We start from the raw sequence: 22,937 nt of genomic DNA on the forward strand, positions 1-22,937 counted from the left end.
AGCCTGAGCAGCAGGCGGGTCGCGGGATTAGCCTGACCGTGCTCCCGCTGCTGCCAGACGATGCAACGCCTCATGCCACCTATCGTCATTCATTGACGCGCTCGATATCTCCCAGCGTCCACGACTTGTCGAAGAAGGCTTCGGTAGGAGCGTAAAAGCGGAAATAGGTGAACCAGCCCTCGCCAGGATTGGTCTGCACCCAGTTCTGCTCGTGGCCTTTGACCGGCTTGGGACCATAGTAAATATCCACGGACCCGTCGGCATTGGCTTCCAACCCTTGCTTGGTGGACGACAGATCGGGCGACTTTTCGTCGTTGACGATCATCTGGCGTTCTTTCTCATCGTAGACAGTCGAAGACCAGAATTGCTTGGCGGGCACGTTGGCGGGAACGTGCAGCTTGTAGGTGTTCTCGCCCGTCAGCCATTTCCCGTCTTTGTCCTGGTAGGTCACGATATAGCGCTGCCCCACCCCCGGCGTCTCGCTCAACATCGCCTTGGAGATGGAGACGGCTTCATAAAACCACGATGCGCGCTCGTCGAACTGGTCCCAGTTTTCGGCGCGCTGGTCCACGCTGACAGTGATGGCGTGCTTCCAGTGGGTGCCTTTCCAGAACGGCGGTTCGAAGCGCTTGGCGTAGTTGTTGGCCTTGGCCATGGCTTGCCCCACGACGGCGGCCTTTTCAAGAACGGCCTTCTGCTGTTCGGTGGGCTGGAATGGCTTGCCTTTTTCAATTCCCAGGAAGCGCAGGTGTTCCAATGTGAAGCGGTCCCGATCGTTGACAGCTTCTTCCTGCACCAGTTGGTTGATGGTCTGCCAATAGGCCATGCCTTCGCGTGGTGTCTGGCTCCACGCTGCTTCCGGAGCTGGCATGACTTGCCAAGGGGTGCCGCCGCCCTTGCCGTCGTTATAGAGGGAGGTGCTCATCTGCGGCACCAGGGTCTTAACCGCTTCGGCTTTATCCGCGCCTAACAGCCGCACGCCGAAAAAAACGTTGTTCGATGGCGACTGCACCACGAAATAACCTTCAGGCGAGATTTTTTCATGGCCCGGAGGCAGGAGCAGGTATTTTGCACCTTCGCCTTTGTCGGGCCCCACCACGCCCAGGTCTGACAGCACACGCTGATGCACGTCCATCACCATGCCCGCCATCAAACCCTTGGGCAAGGTCAGCACCAACGGGCCTGTCTTCGATAAGTCGGCAATGGCCGCGATGTAGGGCGTGGTGTAGTTGGGCGTCAGAATGCCCTGCTTCTGCTTCTGCGTGACGAACGACACCAGTTGGCCGTTTGCGGACTTGAACACTTTGTCCTGGGCGTTCTTCCATTCGATCATGCCGGCGGCGGGTATGCCCCACATATAAGCTTGGGTCGCGCGCATGAAGTCCATTTCGTCGATCAGATGGCTCATGGTTTTTTCGGTGGGATAACCGCCGTCGAACACCAGCTTTCCCACCGCCGAATCCACGGTTTCCATTTTCCCTGCCATGGCGTGAGCACACACGGCAAGCAGCGATCCGCCGATCAACGGCGCCAAGAGAGTTTTGCGATGCTTCATATCGAATCGTCCTTAAGGTGGCGCTGAAACTCCGTTCTTGCCTCGTCGCAAGAACGGACCGGGTGCGCGATGTCAGTTTGGAAACTGCAAATTCAAACCCATATAGATTTGCCAATCGGGTTGTCCAGGTCCACGGCTCGCCACCGAGAACTGCGGCTCGACAAAAAAGTTGTAGACAGTCTTGTTGTGTTTGACCACTTGCCCGATACCCAGCCCCAGCGGCACGCTGTAGCTATCGTTCGCCAGGTTGTAGGTCCAGATTGGCGTGGATCGCAGATACGTGCCGCCGCCCAGCTGATACATGGCGAAGGGCTGGAGCGCCACAAGATCCGCGTCTTCGCGGCGGCTGGAACCGGCAAAGCTGTTCTGCCACGAAAGCAGATAGCCGTACTGGAATTTCGGTGAGCTGGCGTTGAACAGCACGTTGACCAATCCGGCCGACCATTTCTCGCTCCCCACCGCGTTGTCCGTGGCGGTGGGGGCCGTGATCTGCGGACCGAAGCCAAAGCTGACAGCCGGATTGCCGGTGTCCATCAGGTAGGCCGCGAAGACGTTGAGATCGCCCATGCCGGTCGTGTGATGGCCTTCAACCGGAAAAGAATTGACGGGCAGCGAGGCGCGCATGAGCCAGTTGCTGCTGGAAATGGAAAACGGCTGGGCGTAGCGCAGCCAGAATTGGTTGGCATTCCTGCCAGTTTCTGTCTGGCGGCCGATGTAGTAATTCTGCATGTTGAAGGCCGTCATGTTGGCCAGCGGATTATTGGCCTGGGCCGCCGCGCTGGCCTCGTCCTGGCCAGATGCGGGCCGCATCGTGACCAGGCCGGCAGCGCAGAGGCATCCTGCAATCCAAACGCCATGGGTCTTCATTCGGTCTCCTGGAATCCTTCTTGAATGGCAATCGCGCCGTGGCCCCGTTGCGCCAGGAACTGCGCCGCGCGCCTAAAGCAGCGTGAAGAAAAGTTTGGACAGCGTGCTTTTCACCGGCCACTGCGTCGCGACCAATATCAGCAAGGGCAGTGCCGACGGCAGCACGATCTTGATCAAAATGGATTTGCTGATCACCGCGGGACGCATCGCGTTCACCGCTTGGTACAGCGCCTGTACATCGGCGACGGGGCCGAGCTCGGGCGCGTCCAGGATCGGGTTTTCAGCGATCTGCTCTTTACGAATCCAGCGGGCGTCCACCAGCCTGCCGTGTTCGGATAGCAGGTCGCCGTAGTCCAGCAGCGCCTGCCGCTTGGCGCGCGCCAGCATCGAAGAAAACATCAGCAGCGGCGCCAGCCCGATCAGTATCAGAACGATCAGCAACGTGGCGACCTGAAGATAGAGCGAAGGCACGGTCACCCCGTGATAGAACACGGTATGGGCCCACGCGCCCGCGACCACGGCCGACACCGAAAAAAGGAACGGCGCGTACACCATCGGCAGCCGGTCCAGAAAGCCCAGTCCTCCCATGCTGTCCGGATGCATCACAACCAGCTTGAGCGGCAGGCGCGCAATGCGCAGCAGCAGGATGCCCACGAGCGTCAGCCGCCAAATCCAGGCAAGCAACAGGACGCAGAACAAGGGCCGGCTGACCAGCAGGAACCACCAGGCGCCAAAGCCCAGGCTGTCGCTTCGTGGGCCGGCCCATTGCACTTCGTCCGGATTGGGTGAAATCAGGAACACCGCCGTCCACGCGGCCGCCAGCGTGCCGACGATGATCCAGGGATACATGCGTTTCTTGAGTCGCGCGACTCCTTCAACGACCGCATCGAACCGCGGGGCAAGCGCCTGGTCCACCAGGCCGGATCGCTTGAACTCATTCAGGCACAGCGCAAGATTTTTCTGCGCGATGCCCTCGGCCAACACTAATAACGGGATGGCGATCAGGCAGCGGATGTGTATTCCGTAATGGCCAAGCAACGTCTCGTTCAAGGCCGCGTCATGCCCGCCCGCCTTCGCGCTGAACCATGAGGCAACCGCCAGAGGCAGCCACGCCACCAGGGCGTAGGCCAGCGCGCGCCGCTTGATCGCCCCTCCCCTGGCCGGCAGCAGGCCGATGCTGGCTTGCAGTCGCGAGAGCGCATCGTCGTTGACCAGCAGAAAAGGGTCGTCGCGGGTCGAAGGCGATGCGTCCAGAGTCATAGGCACTTGCGAACAGGTGATGACGATGTCGTGTGCGGACATCACGGATGTATGACTGCGTCCTGGTTATTCTCTCTAGTGACCCGCGCTCAAGTCCATGCTAATTTTGGCAATAATTCGCCCAATGGTTACAGAGGAGCGTCATGGAGTTGCATCGCTTCGAGTCGTTCGAGGAATTCCAGGACGCGGTGGTCAACGCCGACCTCGCGGTCCGCCTGCTTGGGCCGCACGACGGGAAATGGCGCATCGGCCACCTGGACGTGGACGGCATCACCGTCCAGCAAGGCATCGAAGCCGTGCCGAACCTGTGCGAGGCGTCGGGATGTCCCTCGCATCTGATGTTCCTGATATCGGAGGGGCGTCAAAGTCCTACCTGGCTGAACGGCGTTCCGTTCGCGCATGACACGCTGGGCGTCCTGGCCCCGTCACGGGGTTTTGTTTTTCGGGCAGCAGGCCCCAACGCCTGGATTTCCATTGCAGTGCCGATCTCTTTCCCGATGTTCCTGGCCGATGACGAGGCGGGCCGGATATTGCGGCACTGGTGCCGGGCAACGCGCATGCTGTCCGCGCCGCCCGCCGCCATCCAGAACTTGAGGAATGCGGCGCTGCTCGCCACCCGCCCGGGCACCTCCCCGGTGACCGGGCGTGCCCTGATCGAAACGGCCTTGTTGGCCTTGATAAAGTCCCGCGCATGCCCACCCAGGCCTGCGGCCGGCCGACCGCGCATTTCTCCTCACGAACTGTGCGATTCGGCGTTACAACGCTTTCGGGATTTAGATGTCATGGCACAACGGTCCGATCAGTGGAAGAACATGCCGATCGGGTCTCGATCACTCAACAGTTTTTTCCAGCATTGCTTCGGCCTGGGGCCCGTGCAATATCTGCATCTCAGGCGGCTGCACCACATCAGAGCCGCTTTGCGCGATATGCGCGAGCCGTCGGCCACAATCGCCGACGTGTTCGAATGGGGCGGTTACCCGTATTCGGCTTACGCGCTATCCAGGTACCGCGCGATCTTCGGCGAACCTCCGTCGGAAACGCGTGCCAGATCGCCTGTCATACAGGGCACGTGAAGCCGCCTGAACAGCTTTTTCACCGCCCTCTTCCCGCGCATCCCGGAGCCCGCCGCGCGCGCGTTCGACGCGGAATCTTCTCCGGTCCCGGGGTGTAGCCATGGCAGTGATGGACGGCGCGCGAGCTCGCAACGCCGCCCTGCGGGCTATAAGGGTCTATACCCCTTTACCCGATCCGGCCGATCGTCGCCCCTGCCGCTACCGATTTGCCCGGCGCGGCTTCCTGCTTGAGCACGCCGTCGCGGTGGGCCAGCACCTGCATTTCCATTTTCATGGCTTCCATCGTGGCGATCAGGTCGCCTTGCTTGACCGTGGCGCCGTCCTCCACCTTCCAGGCCTGGATGGTGCCGGCGATGGGGGCCGCGACGCTGTCGGCGCTGGCGCTGGCGGCGTGGTCGGATTGCCCCGCGTCGGCCGTCGCCGCGCCGGCCGATTGCAGGCCGCGCAGCAATTCGGCGGGCAGCCCGAGCGACACGCGCCGGCCGTCGATTTCAACGGCCGTCCGGTGCAGCGTCACCGCACCCAGCGGATCCGGACGCACGGCGGCTTCCAGATCGTTGGCGAAGTCGGTTTCGATCCAGCGCGTATGGACCTTGAAGCCTTCGGCATCACCCAGAAAATCTTCGTGCGCCAATACCGCGCGGTGGAACGGCAGCACGGACGCCACGCCTTCGATACGGAATTCGGCCAACGCGCGGCGGGCGCGGGCGATGGCCTGCTCGCGCGTCGCGCCCGTGACGATCAGCTTGGCCAGCAAGGAATCGAAGGTGCCGGGTATCGTCGATCCCGACTCCACGCCGCTGTCCACGCGCACGCCGGGGCCCGACGGCGCGGCGAAGGTGGCGATGCGGCCCGGCGACGGCAGGAAACCCCGGCCCACGTCTTCGGCGTTGATGCGAAATTCGATGGCATGGCAGCGCGGTGCGGGCGCCGCGTCGAACGACAGCGGCAAGCCGTCGGCGATGCGCAATTGCTCGACCACCAGGTCCAGCCCGCAGGTTTCCTCGGTGACCGGATGCTCCACCTGCAAGCGGGTGTTGACCTCCAGGAACGAGATCGCGCCCGATGCGCTCAACAGGAATTCGACCGTGCCCGCGCCGACGTAACCGGCGTGGGCGCAGATGTCGCGCGCCGACGTGTGGATGCGCTGGCGCTGCTCATCAGTCAGGAACGGCGCGGGTGCTTCTTCCACCAGTTTCTGATTGCGGCGTTGCAGCGAGCAATCGCGCGTGCCCAGCACGACGACGTTGCCGTGCTTGTCGGCGATCACCTGGGCTTCGACGTGGCGCGGCCGGTCCAGGAACTGTTCCACATAGCATTCGCCTCGGCCGAAGGCGGTGACGGCTTCGCGCACCGCCGACTCGTACAGGTCGGCCACGTCTTCCATGCGCCACACGACTTTCAGGCCCCGGCCGCCGCCGCCAAACGCGGCTTTGACGGCGATGGGCAAGCCATGTTCATTGGCGAACGCCAGCACGTCTTCCGCGCCGTTGACGGGGTCGGCGGTGCCGGCAACCAGCGGCGCGCCGACCGCCAGGGCGATCTTGCGCGCCTGAACCTTGTCGCCCAGCCGTTCGATCGTTTCCGGCGTGGGGCCGATCCAGATCAAGCCGGCGTCGATGACCGCGCGTGCGAACGTGGGGCTTTCGGACAGGAACCCATAGCCCGGGTGCACGGCGTCCGCGCCGCTGCGGCGCGCCACGTCCAGCAGCTTGTCGATGTTCAGATAGGAATCGGCGGGACGGTCGCCGTCCAGGCCGTAAGCCTCGTCGGCCATGCGCGCGTGCAGCGCATCGAAATCGGCGTCGGCGTAGACCGCGACGGATTTGACGCCGTAGTCCGCGCAGGCGCGGATGATGCGGACGGCGATTTCGCCACGGTTGGCAATCAGGACTTTCTTCATGGCAGGCAGGTTCACGTTATATCGGGTTGACGGGCTCGGCGGGAACATCAACCGGAACGAAGTCGGAAATGGGATTGAAGCGCACGCGCGCGCCGATCGGAATCTGGGCCGCGCGGTCCAGATGCCACGGCGCGACCGAGCCGATGACGGGGTATCCGCCCGTCAATGGGTGGTCGGCCAGGAACAGCACCGGCTGACCGCTGGCGGGCACCTGGATCGAGCCTTTGCGCGTGCCCTCGCTGGGCAGTTCGGCGTGGTTGGCGCGTTGCAGGGGGGACTCGCCGTTCAGGCGGATGCCGACGCGGTTCGATTGCGGCGTGACGGTCCAGGCCTGGCGCGACAGCAGCGCCACGGCGTCGGGGTCGCACCAATCGGTGCGCGGCCCCAGCACCACGTCCAGCACGACGTCGGCGTTGGCCTCGGGCAAGTCGGCAGGCGCAATTTCAGGCGCGCCCACGATGGCGCCCTGCCCGGCCGGCAGGATGCCGATGCGGTCGCCCGCCGCCAGCGGCTCGGGGCCGACGCGGGCCAAGGTGTCGGTGGAGCAACTGCCCAGCACCGGCTGCACGTCAAAGCCGCCGCGCGCCGCCAGGTAGTAGCGGATACCGGCCGAAGGTTGGCCCAAGGTGAGCGTGTCGCCATCGTCGAGCGCGATGGCGTGATAGGTCTGCGCCGTCCAGGTGGCGCCCGCCGCGTTGCGCAGCGTGATGTCGCCGCGCGCGCCGGTCACGGCCACCACGCTGGGGCCATGCGCCCGCACCTGGAATCCGCCGTAGACGATTTCGATTGCGGCCTGGCCGGGCGCGTTGCCGACCAGGCGGTTCGCCGCGCGCAACGCACCACGGTCCATGGCGCCGGAGGCAGCCACGCCCTGGCGCGCCTGCCCTGCCCGGCCCAGATCTTCAAACACGGCCTGCAAGCCCGGCGACACGACTTCCAGCGCGGGCGTGGCGGCAGCATCACGCGATGGGTTGGCCGGCGCGTTGGGCTGGGCGGCTTCCGTTGACGGGGCGGCAGCGCCCGCATCGACAAAACGCACGCGAAAACCCGGTTGCAGCAAAGCGGGCGTGTCGCGCGCCAGATCCCACATGGGCGTATGGGTCACGCCCAGGATCTGCCAGCCGCCCGGGCTGGCTTGCGGGTACACGCCGCTGAAGGTGCCCGCCAAGGCCACCGCGCCTGCCGGGATGCGGGTGCGCGGCGTCTTGCGGCGCGGCACGTCCAGCGTGGGGTCCCCGCCGCTCAGGTAGGCAAAGCCCGGCGCAAAGCCGGTGAAGGCGACGCTGTAGGTGCTGCCGGTGTGGCGGCGCACGACTTCGTCGGGCGTGATGCCCAGCAACTGCGCCACTTCGTTCAGGTCTTCGCCGTCGTAATGGACGGGAATTTCAATCAGCTTGCCGTCCCGCGCCACGCGGCCCGAGGTGTCGCGCGCGCCGATGCCGGCGATCAGCGCATCGCGCGTTACCAGGCCGGGCTGGAAGATGACCAGCACCGTGCGCGCGGCAGGAACCAGTTCGGTGACGCCGGCGATGGGCCGGGATTGCAGCGTGTCGAACAGCGCAAGGGTCTGTTCCAGATCGTCCAGCTCGACCAGCAGCGCGTCGGTGTTTACAGGCAGAAAACGCACGCGGCCTCCTAGGCGGATGGCGCCGAACCAGCGTCGATGAAAGAGCGGATGGTGACGCCCGACTGCTCCAGCTGGCGCCGCAGTTCGCGCGCCATGTCCACCGCGCCGGGGCTGTCGCCGTGAACGCAGATGGAATCGGCCTGCACGCGGGTCAGGCTGCCGTCGATGGCTTCGATGACGCCCTCTTGCACCAGGCGCAGCATGCGCGCGGCCACGACCTGCGGGTCATGCAGCACGGCGCCCTTTTCGCGGCGCGAGACCAGCTCGCCTTGCGGGGTGTAGGCGCGGTCGGCGAAGGCTTCGGCCACCACAGTGAGTCCGCGCTCGCGGGCGCGCGCCAGCAGCGGCGAACCGGCCAGCCCGACCAGCACCAGCGTCGGATCGATTTCAAGAATGGCGGCGATCACGTCGTCGCCCTGGCGGGCATCGTGCGCAATGGTGTTGTAGAGCGCGCCATGCGGCTTGACGTAGCGCACGTCAGTGCCGGCGGCGGCGGCCAGGCCCTTGAGCGCCCCGATCTGGTAGATGACGTCCGCGACCAGATCGGCGCTGGCCACGTCCATGTTGCGGCGGCCAAAGCCGGTCAGATCGGGATAGGACACATGGGCCCCGACCGTGACATTGTTGGCGCGCGCGGATTTCAAGGTGGCGAGGATGCCCGCGGGGTCGCCCGCATGGAACCCGCACGCCACGTTGGCACTGGATACGACCGCCAACATTGCAGCGTCGTCGCCCATGCGCCATGCGCCGAGGCTTTCGCCCAGGTCGCTGTTCAAATCGATCCCAGCCATGTCTATTCCTTGGTCCACGCAGGCAAGCGAGCCGGTATGATGGCGGAATTCGCTTGCGATGTGGAACGATAGTTACACAATTGTTCTACAAAGTGGTTAGTATGGTAGATCAAACTGGCTCACATGCCTATCGGTAATTGCCCCAACCGCCTATGACCTCCTCCGACGCGCACCAGACCCTGACCGACAAGGTCACCGAAGCCATCCGCCGCCGCCTGATCAATGGTGAATTCCTGCCGGGCCAGCGGCTATCGGAAGCAACCCTGACGCAATCGCTGGACGTGTCGCGCAACACCTTGCGCGAGGCGTTTCGCAATCTGACCAAGGAAGGCTTGCTGACGTATGCGCCCAACCGGGGGGTGGCCGTGGCCGTGCCCAGCATGGCGTCCATTATCGACATCTATCGGGTGCGGCGCATGATCGAATGTCAGGCCCTGGCGCAAGCCTACCCGCATCATCCAGCGCGCCAGCGCATGCGGCAGGCGGTGGACGATGCGCTGGCCTGCCGCGAACAACAGGATTGGGCGGGCGTGGGCACCGCCAACATGGCGTTTCACATGGCCATCGTCGAGCTGGCGGACAGCGAACGGCTGAACGCCATGTTTTCGCAGTTGCTGGCCGAACTGCGGCTGGTCTTCGGGCTGCTGCAAGACCCGGAATTCCTGCACGCGCCGTATGCCGACATGAACGAACAGATCCTGCAGCGCGTCGAAGCCGGCGATTTCGCCAAGGCGGCCGATGCGCTCAAGGACTACCTGGCGCAGTCCGAGCGCATCGTCCTGGCCAGTTACGCGCGCCGCGTGGGCGGCTGAAGGCGCCACGAGCGCAGCGCGTCAATCACCAGAAAAACCAGCAGGCTGACGCCCATCAGCGGCAGGCACCATCCCAGCGCCGCCGCCACGGCGACAAACGCCAGGCGCGCGGGCCAGCCCAGCGCGGCCCAGGCTTGCGTCAGGGTCTGGCCGGCCACGCCAGCGGCGGGACGGCGCAACCACCACATGCGGTAACCCAGCACGATCATGATCGTCAGCGCCAGCCCGATGCCGCCCATCAGCAGCTGATTGGGCCAGCCGAACAGGATTCCCATGTGCATGTCCACGCCCCAGCGGATCAGCTTGGCGATCAGCGGAAAGGTATCGAAGTCGGCGCGGCTGGTGATCGTGTAGGTGGCGGGATCGATGGCGATCGTATCCACCTGCGTGGGCCAGGAACGGTCCACTTCACGCACCATCCACGCTTGTCCCGCGCCGCGCGGCGGGCGGATTTCCAGCTGCGTGCTGTCGATGCCGCCTTGCCGCGCGGTTTGCAGGATGCGGTCGAATTGCCCCGAGACATCCACCGGGGCAGCCGCGGGCGGCATCGCGCCTGCCATCTGCATGCCGCCATGGTGATGCGCGTGCTCGCCGCCGCTGGCGGGCGCGGGCGAATCTGCACCCGGCAACTTGAGCGAAATCGCGGGCGTGATCCATCCCAGCTGTGCGCGCAGCTGATCCACGCGCCCGCCCGCCCAGTTCGACCAGGTCAGGCCCGTGGCGGACAAAAAGATCAGCCCGACGGCCAGCCACAAGCCCAGCAAGGTATGCCAGCGGCGCGCGCGCAGACGCGGACTGCGCGCCTGGGTCGCGGCTGCACGGCGACGTCCCGCCCACCAAAGGACCAGACCGCCCAGCGTGGCCAGCCACATCCAGGAAGCGGCCAGCTCGCTGTAGTTGCGGCCAAGCTCGCCCAGCATCAGGTTGCGGTGCAGGTAATCGAGCGTGGTCCGAAACGGCAGCGTGCCGCTGGTGCCGTAGACCATCAGGTCGCCCTTGATGGCCAGCGTGACGGGGTCGACGAACAGCGCGCGACTTTCGGAATCGCCCATCCCGGCTTGCGTATACATCACTCGGGTGGTGTCGCCTGGCCCGGGGGCCGGGCGCACGGCGAACAGGCGCGGGCCGTCTCCGATGTGGGCCTGCGCCGCCTGCACCTGCCTGGCCAGCGACTGCGCGGGGCCGGTGGACGTGGTGCGCAACTGCTCGGCGTAGAGCAGGTTTTCGATCTGAGGGGTCAGGACGAACAGCGTGCCGGTGACGGCCGCCACCAGAATGAAGGGGCCGACGAACAGCCCGATGTAGAAATGCAGACGCGTGATCAGCGCCAGGAAAGCGCTGGGGGCCGCGCTTCGGGCGCGCGGGATCGCGGCGGCGGTATCCAGGGTTTGCGTGGACATGAGACTCTCGAATAGGAACGGCGCCGCCCCGTCGCGCAGGGAAATCCCATAGCGCAGACACGGGTGGCAAACACGGGCCGCGAACGCTGGGCCGGGAACAGCAGGCCGCAGCAATCGGGCGACACGCATGCGCGCAGCGCGCGCATGCCTGAAAGGATCAGCCGTGTATCGAGGGCGGCGCCCGCTGCCCCAGGGGCGGGCCGGCAGCCGGCATGGGCGGGCGCGGCCCGTCCACCTTCGGCGGGGGCTGCGCCAGCCAGCGCAGCAGCACCGGCGCCAACGCGGCCAGCGCTGGCGGGTTCAGGATCTGGTGGGTGGAAAGGCCAAACGGGCATTCCTGGCCCGCGCCGCCCGCATCGCCCTGCCCGCTATCGTGATGGCCGGCGTGGCCATGGTGACCGTGCATCTCGTGCTGGCCGGCCGGCGACTGGCGCAAGGTCATCGCTTGCAACGCCGCATACGCATTGCCGCCCGCCGTGCAAAAACCCAGCGTCAGACGGCCTTGGCGCAGCGCGTCCGCGTCGGGCATGTAGCCAGCCGGCACCCAGGCGCGCGCGAACAGCATCAGCAGCAGCAACAGCCGCCCGAAATCGGCGGCCGAGGCAAATCGCGAAGAGCGTCTGGACAATCCGGTACGCATGCGTCCAATCCACGACGCCAGCGGGAGCTGGCGTTTCGGCCGGAATTTTACGCGCCGAGGCCGCATCGCGCGACTCCCCGGCTGTAAACGCTGCTTGCCGCCGACCGGCATCAGGCATAAATTCAGTGTTGCCGATTTCCGCCAGGCCTCCACGCGGGCCCTGTCGCGCGGACGGCGTCTAAAGGTTGTTTTTTATCTTTTAAGCCCGCGAGGAGCGATGCGATGAAAGTGAAACACCTGTTAGGTCCGGCAGCGTTCGCGCTGTCTCTGCTATGCACAGCGCCGACGCTGGCGCAATCCGCCGACCCCGCCCCGATGGTCACCGGCAAGCACTGGACGGAGTCCGACGCCAACCTCAAGAAAGCCTATCTATTGGGGATCGCCAACCTGCTTGAAGTGGAACGCGCGTACCAGGAACGCCGCGCCCCACCCGACAACCAAACGCTGGTGCCCCGCTTTGCCAGGGGCCTGCAAACGCACACGCTGGACTCCGTGCGCCAAGGGCTGGATAGCTGGTACGCCGCAAACCCCACGCGGCTGGACCGCCCGGTGATTGAGACGCTGTGGTTCGAGATCGTCATTCCGGGCGCCAAGCGCAAGCCTTGAAGGAGCCGTCATGAAAGTCATCCGATCGATTCTCGTTGGCGTCGCGATCAGCGCGCTGGCCGCGTGTACGAATATGTCGCCCAAGCAGCAAGGCACCATGTCCGGAGCGGCGATAGGCGCGGCGGCGGGCGCGGGCATTGCCGCCATCGCGGGAGGCAGCGCCTGGACCGGAGCCGCCATCGGCGGCGTGGCGGGCGGCGTCGCCGGCAACATCCGCGGCGGCAACTAGTTCCAAGTCACCCCCGCAATACCCAGCCCGGCGCGCACGGCATTGGCCGTGCGCGCCGGGTTTTCGTTCCCGCGTTTGCCCGACCGGCCCGACTACTTGGCGCCCTGCTTTTCCCGCCAAGCCAGATACTTCGCCTGATTTTCCTGATTGGGCGGATACAGGCCCGGCAGCTTATCACCCGCCTCGACCTGCTGCATGATCCAGCCTTCCAGCCGTTCCTGTTCGATGGCGACCTCGACCACTTCGTCCAACAGCGCGGCCGGGATCAGCACCGCGCCGTCCCGGTCCAGCACGATCACGTCGTTCGGAAACACCGCCACGCCGCCGCAGCCCACCGGCTCTTGCCAGCCGACGAACGTCAGCCCCGCGACGGAAGGCGGAGCGGCGGCACCCGAGCACCAGACGGGCAGCCCGGTGCCCTCAACGCCTTCCAGGTCGCGCACCACGCCGTCGGTCACCAGCGCCGCCACGCCGCGCTTTTGCATGCGGGCGCAAAGTATGTCGCCGAAGATGCCGGCATCGGTCACGCCCATGGCGTCCACCACCGCGATGCAGCCGGCCGGCATGTCTTCAATGGCCGCGCGCGTGGAAATGGGCGACGCCCACGAGGCCGGCGTCGCCAGGTCTTCACGCGCAGGCACGAAACGCAACGTGAACGCACGCCCGACGATGCGGGTCGCGCCCGGCGCCAGCGGCCGCGCGCCGCGCACCCAGACGTTGCGCAAGCCTTTCTTTAGCAGCACGGTCGTCAGCGTGGCGGTCGTGATGCGCGACAGGGCCTCTACGACGCGCGCGTCCAGGGGCTGAGGGGCAATCGTCATGGTGCGGGTTCTCCTTGCGCTTTCTGGCGAAATTGATGAATGGGGAGGTCGATTGTGGCTCCGCGTCCAGCCCGGCACAACCTTGTTTTTGCAGATTCTGAATACGCTTTTTGCGTCGGGCGGCGCGCGCAAACGCTGCCCTGCCCCTCTTTTTCCGGCAGGGAAAATTTGACCGCCCCGGGCAATTCCGCGCCCGGGCAGCCGCTTTCAGGGGCCCCGGACCACCGCATTTCCCCTATGAAAACGCGTCCGCCACGTTGCTTGGGAACGAAACTTGCGCAGGGGTATGGATTACCCCCCTCCGGAGAGTTCATGCCCGCCCCGACCGACGAATCCCGCCGGAACCTGACGGTACTGACCGTCAACACCCATAAGGGCTTCACCAGTTTCAACCGGCGTTTCATGTTGCACGACCTGCGCGAGGCGCTCCGACTGGCGGCGCCCGACGTGGTCTTTCTTCAGGAAGTGCTGGGCGAACACCAAGTCCATGCCGAGCGGCATCAGGAGGCCTGGCCGGCCTTGTCCCAATACGAATTCCTGGCCGACACGCTCTGGTCGGACTACGCCTACGGCCGCAACGCCGTGTACCCGGCCGGGCATCACGGCAATGCGATCCTGTCGCGCTACCCGATCGAACGCTACGAAAATCACGACGTCAGCGTAGACGGCCACGAAGGCCGAGGCCTGCTGCATTGCGTGCTGCGCATGCCGGGCGATGCGCCGGTGCACGCCATCTGCGTCCACCTGGGCCTCTTGGAGCGCCATCGCGGCGAGCAACTGCAACGCTTGTGCGAGCTGGTCGCGCGCGAGGTGCCGGCCGACGAACCGCTGTTGATCGCGGGCGACTTCAACGACTGGCGCTTGAACGCCGACAGGCTGATGGCCGGCTGCGGCACGCAGGAAGTCTTCACGACGCGCCTGGGCCGCCCCGCCCGCACGTTTCCCGCGCGCTGGCCCCTGCTGCGGCTGGACCGCATCTACGTGCGCAACGTGCGCGATTGGCGGCCCGTGCCGCTGGCCTCGCGCGTGTGGTCGCGCCTGTCGGACCACGTACCCCTTTCCGCGGAGATCGCACTATGAATGCCGTTGAATTGGGATGGCGGGAAGGCAACCGCTACACCTTGCTTGAAAACGGCGAGGTCTATTTTCCGGCGGCGTTCGAGGCCATCGACGCGGCCCAGCGCGAAGTGCTGGTCGAAACCTTCATCCTGTTCGAGGACAAGGTCGGCCGCCAATTGCAGCAGACCTTGATCGCCGCTGCCCGGCGCGGGGTCAGTGTGGACCTGCTGGTGGACGGCTACGGCTCCGACCAGCTTACGCCGGAATTCATCAGCGCCCTGACCGATAGCGGCGTGCGCCTGCACATCTTCGACCCGCGCCCGCGCCTGCTGGGCGTGCGCACCAATGTGTTTCGCCGCATGCACCGCAAGATCGTCGCGATCGACGGGGTGTGCGCGATGATCGGCGGCATCAACTTTTCCGCCGACCATCTGGCCGACTTCGGCCCCGAGGCCAAGCAGGACTACGCGATGCGCATCGACGGGCCCCTGGCGGCGGACATCGCCGACTATGCGCGCGCGGCGCTGAATCGCAAGCGTCCGCGCCGCTGGCGTCGCCCCGCCGCCGCCTCGGTGCCCGAGGGTGACGGCGGCGGCCGCCTGGTGGTGCGCGACAACGACGGCCACACCACCGACATCGAACGCTACTACCGCGCCGGGCTGCGCTCGGCCAAGCGCGACGTGCTGATCGCCAATGCGTACTTCTTTCCCGGCTACCACTTGCTGCGCGACCTGACCAAGGCCGCGCGCCGGGGCGTGCGCGTGCGCCTGCTGCTGCAAGGCGAACCCGACATGCTGGTGGCGCGTCTGGCCGCCACCATGCTGTACGACTATCTGAAAAACGCGGGCGTAGAGATCTACGAATACTGCAAGCGCCCACTACACGGCAAGGTCGCCTGCGTGGACGATGATTGGTCCACCGTGGGTTCCAGCAACCTGGACCCCTTGAGCCTGGCCCTGAATCTGGAAGCCAATGTCGTGGTGCGCGACCGGTCGCTGAATGCCGCGCTGCGCGAAAGCCTGGACCGCCTGATCGCCCAGGACTGCAAGCCCGTGCCCAGCGGCCCGAAGTCCACCCGGGCGCTGCGCCGGTTCTGGGTGGGCGTGGTGGTGTTCCACTTCCTGCGGCGCTTTCCGGCCTGGGCCGGTTCCTTGCCCGCCCACAAGCCGCGCCTGCAAACCATCAAGCCGGAAACGACTGGCGAAGGCGAGGTCGCATGAGGATCTATCGCACGAACTTCATGCGCACGCTGCGCCACCGTTGGCCCCGCATCAAGAAGGTGCTGCCGTGGCTGATCCTGGCCGTGGTTGCGGCGCTGCTGTTTTATTTCGGGCGCTCGGTGGACTGGCCGCAGGTCTGGGAGTCGATGCGGCGCATTCCGCGCGACTCGATCCTGATGGCCGCTGGCCTGGTCGTGGCGGGGTATCTGAGCTACGGCGCGCTGGACCTGCTGGGGCGGCGCTATACCGGACACAAGCTGGGTTGGCCCACGGTGCTGGGCGTGGCGCTCGTCAGCTACGCGCTGAACCTGAGCCTGGGCGTGCTGGTCGGCGGCTTGGGCGCGCGGCTGCGGCTGTACGCCCGGCTGGGTTGCCGCAAGGCGGTGGCCACGCGCGTCGCGTTGTTTTCGGCGGCGTCGAACTGGATCGGCTATGCCTGGGTGGCGGGCGCGGTGTTCGTCAGCGGCGCATTGCCCGTGCCGCAAGGCTGGGACGTGGGCAGCGGCGTGCTGCGGCTGGTGGGCGCCGTGCTGCTGGTGGGCGCAGCCGCCTACGTCTGGATGTGCGCCCGCGCGCAGCGCCGGTCGGCCACGGTGATGGGCCAGCGCATCAACCTGCCGCGCGCCCGCATGGCGATCCTGCAATGCGTCTTCGCCGGCATGTCCTGGATGTTCATGGGCGCGGTGGCCTATGTCCTGCTACAGGGCAAGGCGCCGTACCTCGTCGTGTTGGGTATTTTGCTTTGTTCGAGTTTCGCGGCGGTGCTCACGCGGGTGCCGGGGGGCCTAGGCACCACCGAGGCCATCTTCGTGGCCGTGCTGTCGCCCGGCCTGCCGTATTCGGAAGTGCTGGGCGCCGCGCTGGCCTACCGCGCCTGCTACGCGCTGGCGCCGATGTGCCTGGCGCTGGCGGCATTTCCCCTGTTCGAAGCGCGCATCGCGTGGCGCAAAAAACAGGCCCCCTCGAACCAGGAACACGACTTACTGGAACCACGGCCATGAAAAAAAACGCGTCGGCGATGCAATCCGATCTGGTGGTGGCGTATCCGCGCCGCGCCAGTGCGTCCGAACACGAGGTAGCCTCGCAGGAGGCCATGGCGATGCGGCTGGCAGCGCTATTGGGACGGCGCTTCGATCCGCACTTCCGGCCCAGCCGGCATCGCGACGGCCCGGTCCCGTACTACGTTCCGGACCGCACCATCATCGGCACCACGCGCGCGGCGCGGCTGGGCATCACGCGCCCGGCTGATCTGTACGGAGGCGTAGCGCCGCATTCCTTCGTGGCCGGCAAAGCGATCACGCACGGCTTGATCGGACCGCATGCCAAGGCGCCCAAGGCCTGGTCGCACGACCTGGCCGACGCGCTGCGCGACGTGGTGCTGGCCGGCTACACGGCGTTCACGCCGGCCGACGCCGAGGCGGCCGGCCTGCGGCTGCTGCGCGAAGGCCCCTTGCGCGTCAAGCCCGTGGACGCCACGGCCGGCCGAGGCCAGATCGTTGTGCGCAACCCGCAGGAGCTGCGCGCGGCGCTGGCCGAGCAATCGCCCGTGATCATGCGCCGGCTGGGCGTGGTGCTGGAAGAAGACTTGCAGGACGTGGCGACCTACAGCGTCGGCTGGGCGCGCGTCGGCAAAATGGAAATCTCGTATGTCGGCACGCAGTCGCTCACGCCCGACAACCAGGGCGTGTCCGTCTATGGCGGCTCGGTGCTGCGTCTGGCGCGCGGCGGCTTTGACGATCTGCGCGCGCTGGACCTGAATGAGCACGAGCGTCAGGCGGTCGCCTTGGCCTGCCAGTACGACGCGGCGGTATCCACCGCCTACCCGCAACTGCTGGCCTCGCGCCGCAACTACGACGTGGCCTTGGGCCAGAGCGCATCCGGGCAGCCGCGCTTCGGTGTGCTGGAGCAGTCGTGGCGCGCTGGCGGCGCCAGCCTGGCCGAACTGGCCGCGATGCAGGCGTTCGCCTTGTCGCCTTCGCTCAAGTCGGTACGCGCCGCGACGCGCGAACGCTATGGCGAGCAGGAACCGCGCCCCATCCCGCAGCATCTGGTCTATCACGGCGTGGATTCGGCGGTGGGCCACATCAGCAAATGGGCGGGCGTGCTGGAGGAGGAAACCCATGGCGGCGCATAGTGATCCCATCTCGCTGGTCGTTGACGGGCAGCAACTGGACGGCACCTTCCTGACCCCGGAAGACAAGGTGCCGGGCGTGCTGTTCATACACGGTTGGGGCGGCAGTCAGCAGTTCGACCTGGCGCGCGCCAAGGGCATCGCGGCGCTGGGCTGCGTGTGCCTGACGTTCGACCTGCGCGGCCACGCGGCCACGCGCGAACAGCAGTTGCAAGTAACGCGCGAAGACAATTTGCGCGACGTCATGGCCGCCTACGACCGGCTGGCTTCGCACCCGTCCTTGGATTCCGGTTCGGTGGCGGTGGTGGGCAGCAGCTACGGCGGCTATCTGGCGGCGCTCTTGAGCGGACTGCGGCGCGTGCGCTGGCTGGCCCTGCACGTGCCTGCCCTGTACCGCGACGAGGAATGGCTGCTGCCGAAGAACCAGTTGAACCGTGAAACGCTGCGCGCGTATCGCAACAGCTACGTCGCGCCCGAATCGAACCGCGCGTTGAAGGCCTGCACGGAATTCGCCGGCGACGTGCTGCTGGTCGAGGCCGAGCACGACACCTTCATCCCGCACTCGACCATCATGAGCTACCGCTCGGCATTCCGCCGCTCGCACTCGCTGACGCACCGCATCATCGACGGCGCGGACCATGCGCTGACGGAAAAGTCCGCGCAACGGGCCTATACGTCGATTCTGGTGAACTGGGTGACCGAGATGGTGACCGGCGCGCGGATGGGAGATCCGCGGCCGGTGCCTTGATGGCGCCTGGCCAAGCTGCCCGGACCGCAAGGCCCGGGCAGTGCCGGCTTACCAGTAGATTTCCTGCTTGTAGTACGTGTGCAGATTGCGTGCCCACGTCTCGTCCGCCATGCTCGGCCAGTTGTCCTTGTCAAAACCTGGGGCGTTCTTCAAGGTTTCTTCGTCGATGTCCAGCACGAAGCACTTGCGGTCGGTGTCCAGCGTCAGGGCCGCCCACGGGATCGCAAACAGCTTGTCGCCGATGCCCAGCACGCCGCCACGGGACAGCACCGCATAGGCCACGCGGCCGCGCGGCACGTCGATCATGATGTCCTTGATCGAACCCAGGTCGTCACCGGCCGAGTTGTAGACATCATTGCCTTCCAGCGTGCCGGCCGCCATGACTTCGGGGCCGGGGCCGCCCGGGCTGCTCTTGGGGCCGCCGACGATATTGGTTTGATGTTCCATCTTTTATCTCCTTTGCCGGGCTTGCGCCCTGCGTACTGGTGGTAGGAATACATTGCTCCGCAAACGCCGTGCCCAACTGCGGTGCCAGGCACCCACGTTCAAATACCCGATCAGCTTGCCCACCATTGCTTGATGGTGGCGCGCAATGCGGCCGCGCCCGTGGCGGTGTCTTCCTTGCGCAGCGCCGTCATGTAGGCCTTGAACTGCTTGGCCGATATGTGCGGCGGCATCGGCGGCACCTCGGGGTCGCTCACCACTTCCAGCACCGTGGGCTTGCCGGCGGACAGCGCCCGGTCCCAGGCAGGGCCGACATCTTCGGGGTCGGTCACGCGGATGCCTTCCAGGCCCAGCATGCGGCCGTAGTCCGCGTAGGAAAAATGCGGCAGCCATTGCGAGTCGCCAAAGCGCGGGTCCGCGCCCATCACGCGCTGCTCCCACGTGACCAGGTTCAGGTCGCCGTTGTTCAGCACCATCACCACCAGCGTCGGGTCGGCCCAATCCTTCCATCGGTGCGCGATGGTGATGAGCTCATTGATTCCCAGCATCTGCATGGCGCCGTCGCCCACCAGCGCCACGACCGGGCGATGGGGATGCGCCAGCTTGGCGGCCACCGCGTAGGGCACGCCGCAGCCCATGCTGGCCAGCCCGCCCGACACCGAGCCCATCATGCCTTCGCGCAGATGCACATCTCGCGCATACCAGTTGGCCGCCGAGCCCGAATCGCAGGTGACGATGCAACGCGGCGGCAAGCGGCTGGACAGTTCCAGGAACGGACGTTGCGGGTTGACGCCCTTGGCCTCGACCATGGCGCGCGCGACCACCGTTTCGCGCCAGCGCGACACGCGCTTTTCGATGCCCTTGATCCAGCGCTCGGACGTCTTGGGCTTGAGCTTGGGCAGCAAGGCTTCCAAGGTCAGCCGGGCGTCGCCGACCAGGCCCACTTCCACCGGATATCGCAAACTGAGCTTGCGCCCGTCCAGGTCGATCTGCACCGCGCGCGCCTGCCCTTCCTTCGGTAGAAATTCCGCATAGGGAAAAGATGTGCCCACCATCAGCAGCGTGTCGCACTCGTTCATCATTTCCCAGCTGGGCTGGGTGCCCAACAGGCCGATCGCGCCGGTCACATAGGACAGCTCGTCCGGCACCACGGCCTTGCCCAGCAAGGCCTTGGCTACGCCCGCGCCCAGCCGTTCGGCCACGGCGCGCACTTCGTCGCCCGCTTCCAGCGCACCCGCGCCCACCAGCATCGCCACGCGCTCGCCGCTGTTCAGGATCGCGGCGGCGTTGTCCAGCGCGGCCTCGGGCGGCACCGCCGCGTGCGCGGTCAGGCCGATGCCGGTGTGGACCGTGCCGTGTTCACGCGGCGGCGTTTCCACGGCTTCCAGATCCTGCACGTCGTTCGGAAAAATCAGGCAGGTGACGCCCCGCCGTTCCATGGCGATGCGCATGGCGCGGTCGACCATGTGGCGAGCCTGCACGGGCGACGTCACCATGTGGACGAAGTCGTGCGCCACGTCCTTGAACAGGCTGACCAGATCCACCTCTTGCTGGTAGTCGCCGCCCAGCGCGCTGCGGGCCTGTTGTCCGACGATGGCCACCACCGGCTGGTGATCCAGCTTGGCGTCGTACAGGCCGTTGAGCAGATGGATGGCGCCGGGGCCCGAGGTCGCCATGCATACGCCGACCTGCCCCGTGAATTTGGCATGGGCGCAGGCCATGAACGCCGCGCCTTCCTCGTGGCGCGCCTGGACGAATTCCAGTTCCTCGTTCCGGCCAAACGCGCCGATCAGGCCGTTGATCCCGTCGCCGGGATAGCCAAACACGCGTTGTACGCCCCATTCACCCAGGCGGGCGAGGACAAAATCGGAAACGGTTTTCAAGTGGACGCTCCTTGTAGTCGGTTCATCAACAGCAGAACCAGCGCGCGCCGCAATCCCCATTCCCGGGGTGGAAATAAATACGTCCCTGATATCCCAAGCCAGCCCTTGAAAAGATGACCATTGCTGCGCCGCTCCCAAATTTACAAACGTCAGCAACAACGACGCGTACCCCTGGGTAAGCCCGATCTTTTCCGCAATGGCCCCGGTTGGGCACGCCACTTGCGCATAGGAGGCCTTACGGAATCGGGCCCACTTTTTCAGCGGCCCTCCGACACCCCCGGAGCAACAAGCATGGCGACGACAATTCTCATAGTGGCTGCCGAAGCATTCCCCCTGGCGAAGACCGGCGGTCTGGGCGACGCAATCACCGGCATGACGCGGGCGATGGTCCAGCGTGGCATCCCGGCCACCGTCCTGCTGCCCGCCTATCGCGGCGCGGCCAAACAGCTGGATGGCGTGCGCGAAGTGGCGCGGCTGGAAGACCTGCCGGGCGGCGACGCGCGCCTCTTGGCCGGCGTGTGCCCCACGTCCGAGCTGCCATTCCTGTTGCTTGAGAACGACGCGCTGTACGACCGCGCCGGCCTGTACGTGGACGAGGACGGCCAGGAGCATCCGGATAACGGCCTGCGCTATGCCGCCCTGTCTCACGCCGCCGTGCGTATCGCGCGCGGCTTGCCCGGTCTGCCGCGCCCCGATGTGGTGCACGCGCATGACTGGCATGCGGCCTTGACCCCCATGCTGTTGCGCGATGCGGGCCTGACGGACGTGAAATCCATTCTGACGATCCACAACATGGCTTTCCAAGGCCAGTTCCCGCTAGAGGATGCCGCCGCCTACGGAATTCCGCCCGCCTACCGGGGCGAGCACGCCGTGGTCGCGTGGGACAAGCTGAACTTCATGAAGGCCGGCATCGCGCACGCGGACCGCGTCACGACCGTCAGCCACACCTACGCCCGCGAAATCCTGACGCCCCAGTTCGGTTGCGGCCTGGACGGCTTGCTGCGCGAACGCGCCGCCGACCTGATCGCCATTCCCAACGGGATCGACACCGCGCTGTGGGACCCGTCGCGCGATCCGCACCTGGGCCAACTGCGCTACGGCAGCGGCGACCTGGCCAACAAGCGCCTGTGCAAGACGGCGCTGCAACGCGAATTCGGCCTGCTGCCCGACGCGCAAGCCACGCTGGTCGTGATGGGCAGCCGCCTGACCGAACAGAAGATGGCGGACGTCGCCGCCGAAGCGCTGCCGCGCGCGCTGGATGCACACCCCGAGATGCAGGTCGCGATCCTGGGCCAAGGCGACCGCCGTCTGGAAAATGCCTTGAAGGCGCTGGCCGAGCGTTATCCGGAACGCTTCGCCACGCGCATTGGCTACAACGAAGCCGCCGCGCACCGGCTGCATGCCGGTGGCGACATCCTCTTGCACGGCAGCCGCTTCGAGCCCTTTGGGCTGACGCCGCTCTATGCCATGCGCTACGGCACGGTGCCGATCGGCTCGCGCGTGGGCGGCATGGCCGACACGATCGAAGACCCCGGTTCGGACTCGCCGCTGACCGCGATGGCCTTCGCCAACGGCCTGCTGTTCGACGGCGACCACCCCGACGCCATGGCCAATGCGCTGGACCGCGCAATGCATCTGCGCCAGCACCCGATGCTGTGGCGCGCGATGCAGCGCAACGCGATGAGCACCGACTTCAGCTGGCAGCGCGCCGTGGGCGCGTATGAAGACCTGCTGCAAGCCCTGACCGGCCGTACGCAAGCCGATCAGATCGTGGAAGAACCCGCGTCGGCCCGCTCGGCCGACACTCGCCAACGGCGGACCCGGCAAGCCCGTGGCTCCATGCCGATGCCCATCTAGTCATCAAGGCG

The 22,937-nt window shown here is 66.1% G+C and carries 21 protein-coding genes; 10 read left to right on the forward strand and 11 right to left on the reverse strand.

The genetic code is table 11. The annotated features are described in order from the left end of the window. Nucleotides 1–85: 85 nt before the first annotated feature. The 3 genes from API01S_RS05755 to API01S_RS05765 form a co-directional block, all read right to left on the reverse strand. Complete coding sequence (locus tag API01S_RS05755) at nucleotides 86–1,555, reverse strand: DUF1254 domain-containing protein (protein WP_061303536.1); 1,470 nt, start codon at nucleotides 1,553–1,555, stop codon at nucleotides 86–88. Nucleotides 1,556–1,627: 72 nt separating this feature from the next. Then, a complete protein-coding gene (locus API01S_RS05760; RefSeq protein WP_254598485.1) occupies nucleotides 1,628–2,422 on the reverse strand; it encodes a hypothetical protein in 795 nt (264 codons plus the stop codon). 72 nt (nucleotides 2,423–2,494) lie between these two features. Continuing rightward, nucleotides 2,495–3,682, reverse strand: a complete 1,188-nt coding sequence (locus API01S_RS05765) for a hypothetical protein (protein WP_061303899.1) — start codon at nucleotides 3,680–3,682, stop codon at nucleotides 2,495–2,497. 143 nt (nucleotides 3,683–3,825) lie between these two features. Here API01S_RS05765 and API01S_RS05770 point away from each other — a divergent pair, with 143 nt between their 5' ends. Further along, the gene (locus API01S_RS05770; RefSeq protein WP_061303540.1) at nucleotides 3,826–4,755 is read left to right on the forward strand and encodes an AraC family transcriptional regulator; all 930 of its coding nucleotides are present in this window, start codon (nucleotides 3,826–3,828) and stop codon (nucleotides 4,753–4,755) included. A gap of 166 nt (nucleotides 4,756–4,921) precedes the next feature. Here the strand turns inward: API01S_RS05770 and API01S_RS05775 are convergent, their stop codons facing one another. The 3 genes from API01S_RS05775 to API01S_RS05785 are packed head-to-tail and all read right to left on the reverse strand — an operon-like array spanning nucleotide 4,922 to nucleotide 9,076. Then, nucleotides 4,922–6,658 carry an acetyl/propionyl/methylcrotonyl-CoA carboxylase subunit alpha gene (locus tag API01S_RS05775; protein ID WP_050729265.1) on the reverse strand — a complete coding sequence of 579 codons (1,737 nt, stop codon included), beginning with the start codon at nucleotides 6,656–6,658 and terminating at the stop codon, nucleotides 4,922–4,924. A 16-nt stretch (nucleotides 6,659–6,674) separates the two neighbouring features. Beyond that, nucleotides 6,675–8,285 (reverse strand): 5-oxoprolinase subunit B/C family protein, encoded by a 1,611-nt coding sequence (locus tag API01S_RS05780; RefSeq protein ID WP_061303541.1) that lies wholly within the window; start codon nucleotides 8,283–8,285, stop codon nucleotides 6,675–6,677. 8 nt (nucleotides 8,286–8,293) lie between these two features. Continuing rightward, nucleotides 8,294–9,076: a LamB/YcsF family protein gene (locus API01S_RS05785; RefSeq protein ID WP_061303544.1), complete on the reverse strand. Its 783-nt coding sequence runs from the start codon at nucleotides 9,074–9,076 to the stop codon at nucleotides 8,294–8,296. Between the two features lie 152 nt (nucleotides 9,077–9,228). On the opposite strand from API01S_RS05785, the gene API01S_RS05790 reads away from it, so the two are divergent. Next, entirely contained in the window at nucleotides 9,229–9,888 is a 660-nt protein-coding gene (locus tag API01S_RS05790; RefSeq protein WP_006219473.1) for a GntR family transcriptional regulator, read from the forward strand. On the opposite strand, the gene API01S_RS05795 is transcribed toward API01S_RS05790, so the two are convergent. Next, the gene (locus API01S_RS05795) at nucleotides 9,864–11,288 is read right to left on the reverse strand and encodes a PepSY-associated TM helix domain-containing protein (protein ID WP_061303545.1); all 1,425 of its coding nucleotides are present in this window, start codon (nucleotides 11,286–11,288) and stop codon (nucleotides 9,864–9,866) included. The two genes, API01S_RS05790 and API01S_RS05795, sit on opposite strands and share 25 nt — an antisense overlap. A gap of 157 nt (nucleotides 11,289–11,445) precedes the next feature. Continuing rightward, nucleotides 11,446–11,928 (reverse strand): DUF2946 family protein, encoded by a 483-nt coding sequence (locus tag API01S_RS05800; RefSeq protein ID WP_254598484.1) that lies wholly within the window; start codon nucleotides 11,926–11,928, stop codon nucleotides 11,446–11,448. A 222-nt stretch (nucleotides 11,929–12,150) separates the two neighbouring features. On the opposite strand from API01S_RS05800, the gene API01S_RS05805 reads away from it, so the two are divergent. Then, a complete protein-coding gene (locus tag API01S_RS05805; protein ID WP_006219470.1) occupies nucleotides 12,151–12,534 on the forward strand; it encodes a hypothetical protein in 384 nt (127 codons plus the stop codon). Nucleotides 12,535–12,544: 10 nt separating this feature from the next. Beyond that, nucleotides 12,545–12,763 carry a hypothetical protein gene (locus API01S_RS05810; RefSeq protein WP_006219469.1) on the forward strand — a complete coding sequence of 73 codons (219 nt, stop codon included), beginning with the start codon at nucleotides 12,545–12,547 and terminating at the stop codon, nucleotides 12,761–12,763. A gap of 92 nt (nucleotides 12,764–12,855) precedes the next feature. On the opposite strand, the gene API01S_RS05815 is transcribed toward API01S_RS05810, so the two are convergent. Beyond that, nucleotides 12,856–13,584, reverse strand: a complete 729-nt coding sequence (locus API01S_RS05815) for a ribonuclease activity regulator RraA (protein WP_061303549.1) — start codon at nucleotides 13,582–13,584, stop codon at nucleotides 12,856–12,858. A gap of 312 nt (nucleotides 13,585–13,896) precedes the next feature. Here API01S_RS05815 and API01S_RS05820 point away from each other — a divergent pair, with 312 nt between their 5' ends. From API01S_RS05820 to API01S_RS05840, 5 genes are read left to right on the forward strand one after another with little or no spacing between them, the layout of a single operon-like run. After that, nucleotides 13,897–14,664: an endonuclease/exonuclease/phosphatase family protein gene (locus API01S_RS05820; protein WP_061303551.1), complete on the forward strand. Its 768-nt coding sequence runs from the start codon at nucleotides 13,897–13,899 to the stop codon at nucleotides 14,662–14,664. Then, a complete protein-coding gene (clsB, locus tag API01S_RS05825; protein ID WP_006219465.1) occupies nucleotides 14,661–15,863 on the forward strand; it encodes a cardiolipin synthase ClsB in 1,203 nt (400 codons plus the stop codon). The genes API01S_RS05820 and clsB overlap by 4 nt, the downstream gene beginning before the upstream one ends. Continuing rightward, nucleotides 15,860–16,864, forward strand: coding sequence for a lysylphosphatidylglycerol synthase domain-containing protein (locus tag API01S_RS05830; RefSeq protein ID WP_006219464.1), 1,005 nt, complete (start codon nucleotides 15,860–15,862; stop codon nucleotides 16,862–16,864). The genes clsB and API01S_RS05830 overlap by 4 nt, the downstream gene beginning before the upstream one ends. Further along, nucleotides 16,861–17,997: a DUF3182 family protein gene (locus tag API01S_RS05835; RefSeq protein ID WP_061303553.1), complete on the forward strand. Its 1,137-nt coding sequence runs from the start codon at nucleotides 16,861–16,863 to the stop codon at nucleotides 17,995–17,997. Before API01S_RS05830 ends, API01S_RS05835 begins: the two co-directional genes overlap by 4 nt. After that, nucleotides 17,984–18,742: an alpha/beta hydrolase family protein gene (locus tag API01S_RS05840; RefSeq protein ID WP_061303555.1), complete on the forward strand. Its 759-nt coding sequence runs from the start codon at nucleotides 17,984–17,986 to the stop codon at nucleotides 18,740–18,742. Before API01S_RS05835 ends, API01S_RS05840 begins: the two co-directional genes overlap by 14 nt. Before the next feature lie 48 nt (nucleotides 18,743–18,790). Here API01S_RS05840 and API01S_RS05845 read toward each other — a convergent pair whose 3' ends face one another. Together API01S_RS05845 and API01S_RS05850 are read right to left on the reverse strand one after the other, a co-directional pair. Further along, nucleotides 18,791–19,189 (reverse strand): PRC-barrel domain-containing protein, encoded by a 399-nt coding sequence (locus API01S_RS05845; protein ID WP_050728789.1) that lies wholly within the window; start codon nucleotides 19,187–19,189, stop codon nucleotides 18,791–18,793. 110 nt (nucleotides 19,190–19,299) lie between these two features. Next, nucleotides 19,300–21,069, reverse strand: a complete 1,770-nt coding sequence (locus API01S_RS05850; protein WP_061303557.1) for a thiamine pyrophosphate-requiring protein — start codon at nucleotides 21,067–21,069, stop codon at nucleotides 19,300–19,302. A gap of 291 nt (nucleotides 21,070–21,360) precedes the next feature. Between API01S_RS05850 and glgA the strand changes: the two genes are divergently transcribed. Continuing rightward, complete coding sequence (glgA, locus tag API01S_RS05855) at nucleotides 21,361–22,926, forward strand: glycogen synthase GlgA (protein ID WP_061303558.1); 1,566 nt, start codon at nucleotides 21,361–21,363, stop codon at nucleotides 22,924–22,926. Nucleotides 22,927–22,937: the final 11 nt, after the last annotated feature.

The sequence above is a fragment of the Achromobacter piechaudii NBRC 102461 genome, assembly GCF_001571245.1.
GTDB classification, from domain to species: Bacteria; Pseudomonadota; Gammaproteobacteria; order Burkholderiales; family Burkholderiaceae_B; genus Achromobacter; species Achromobacter piechaudii.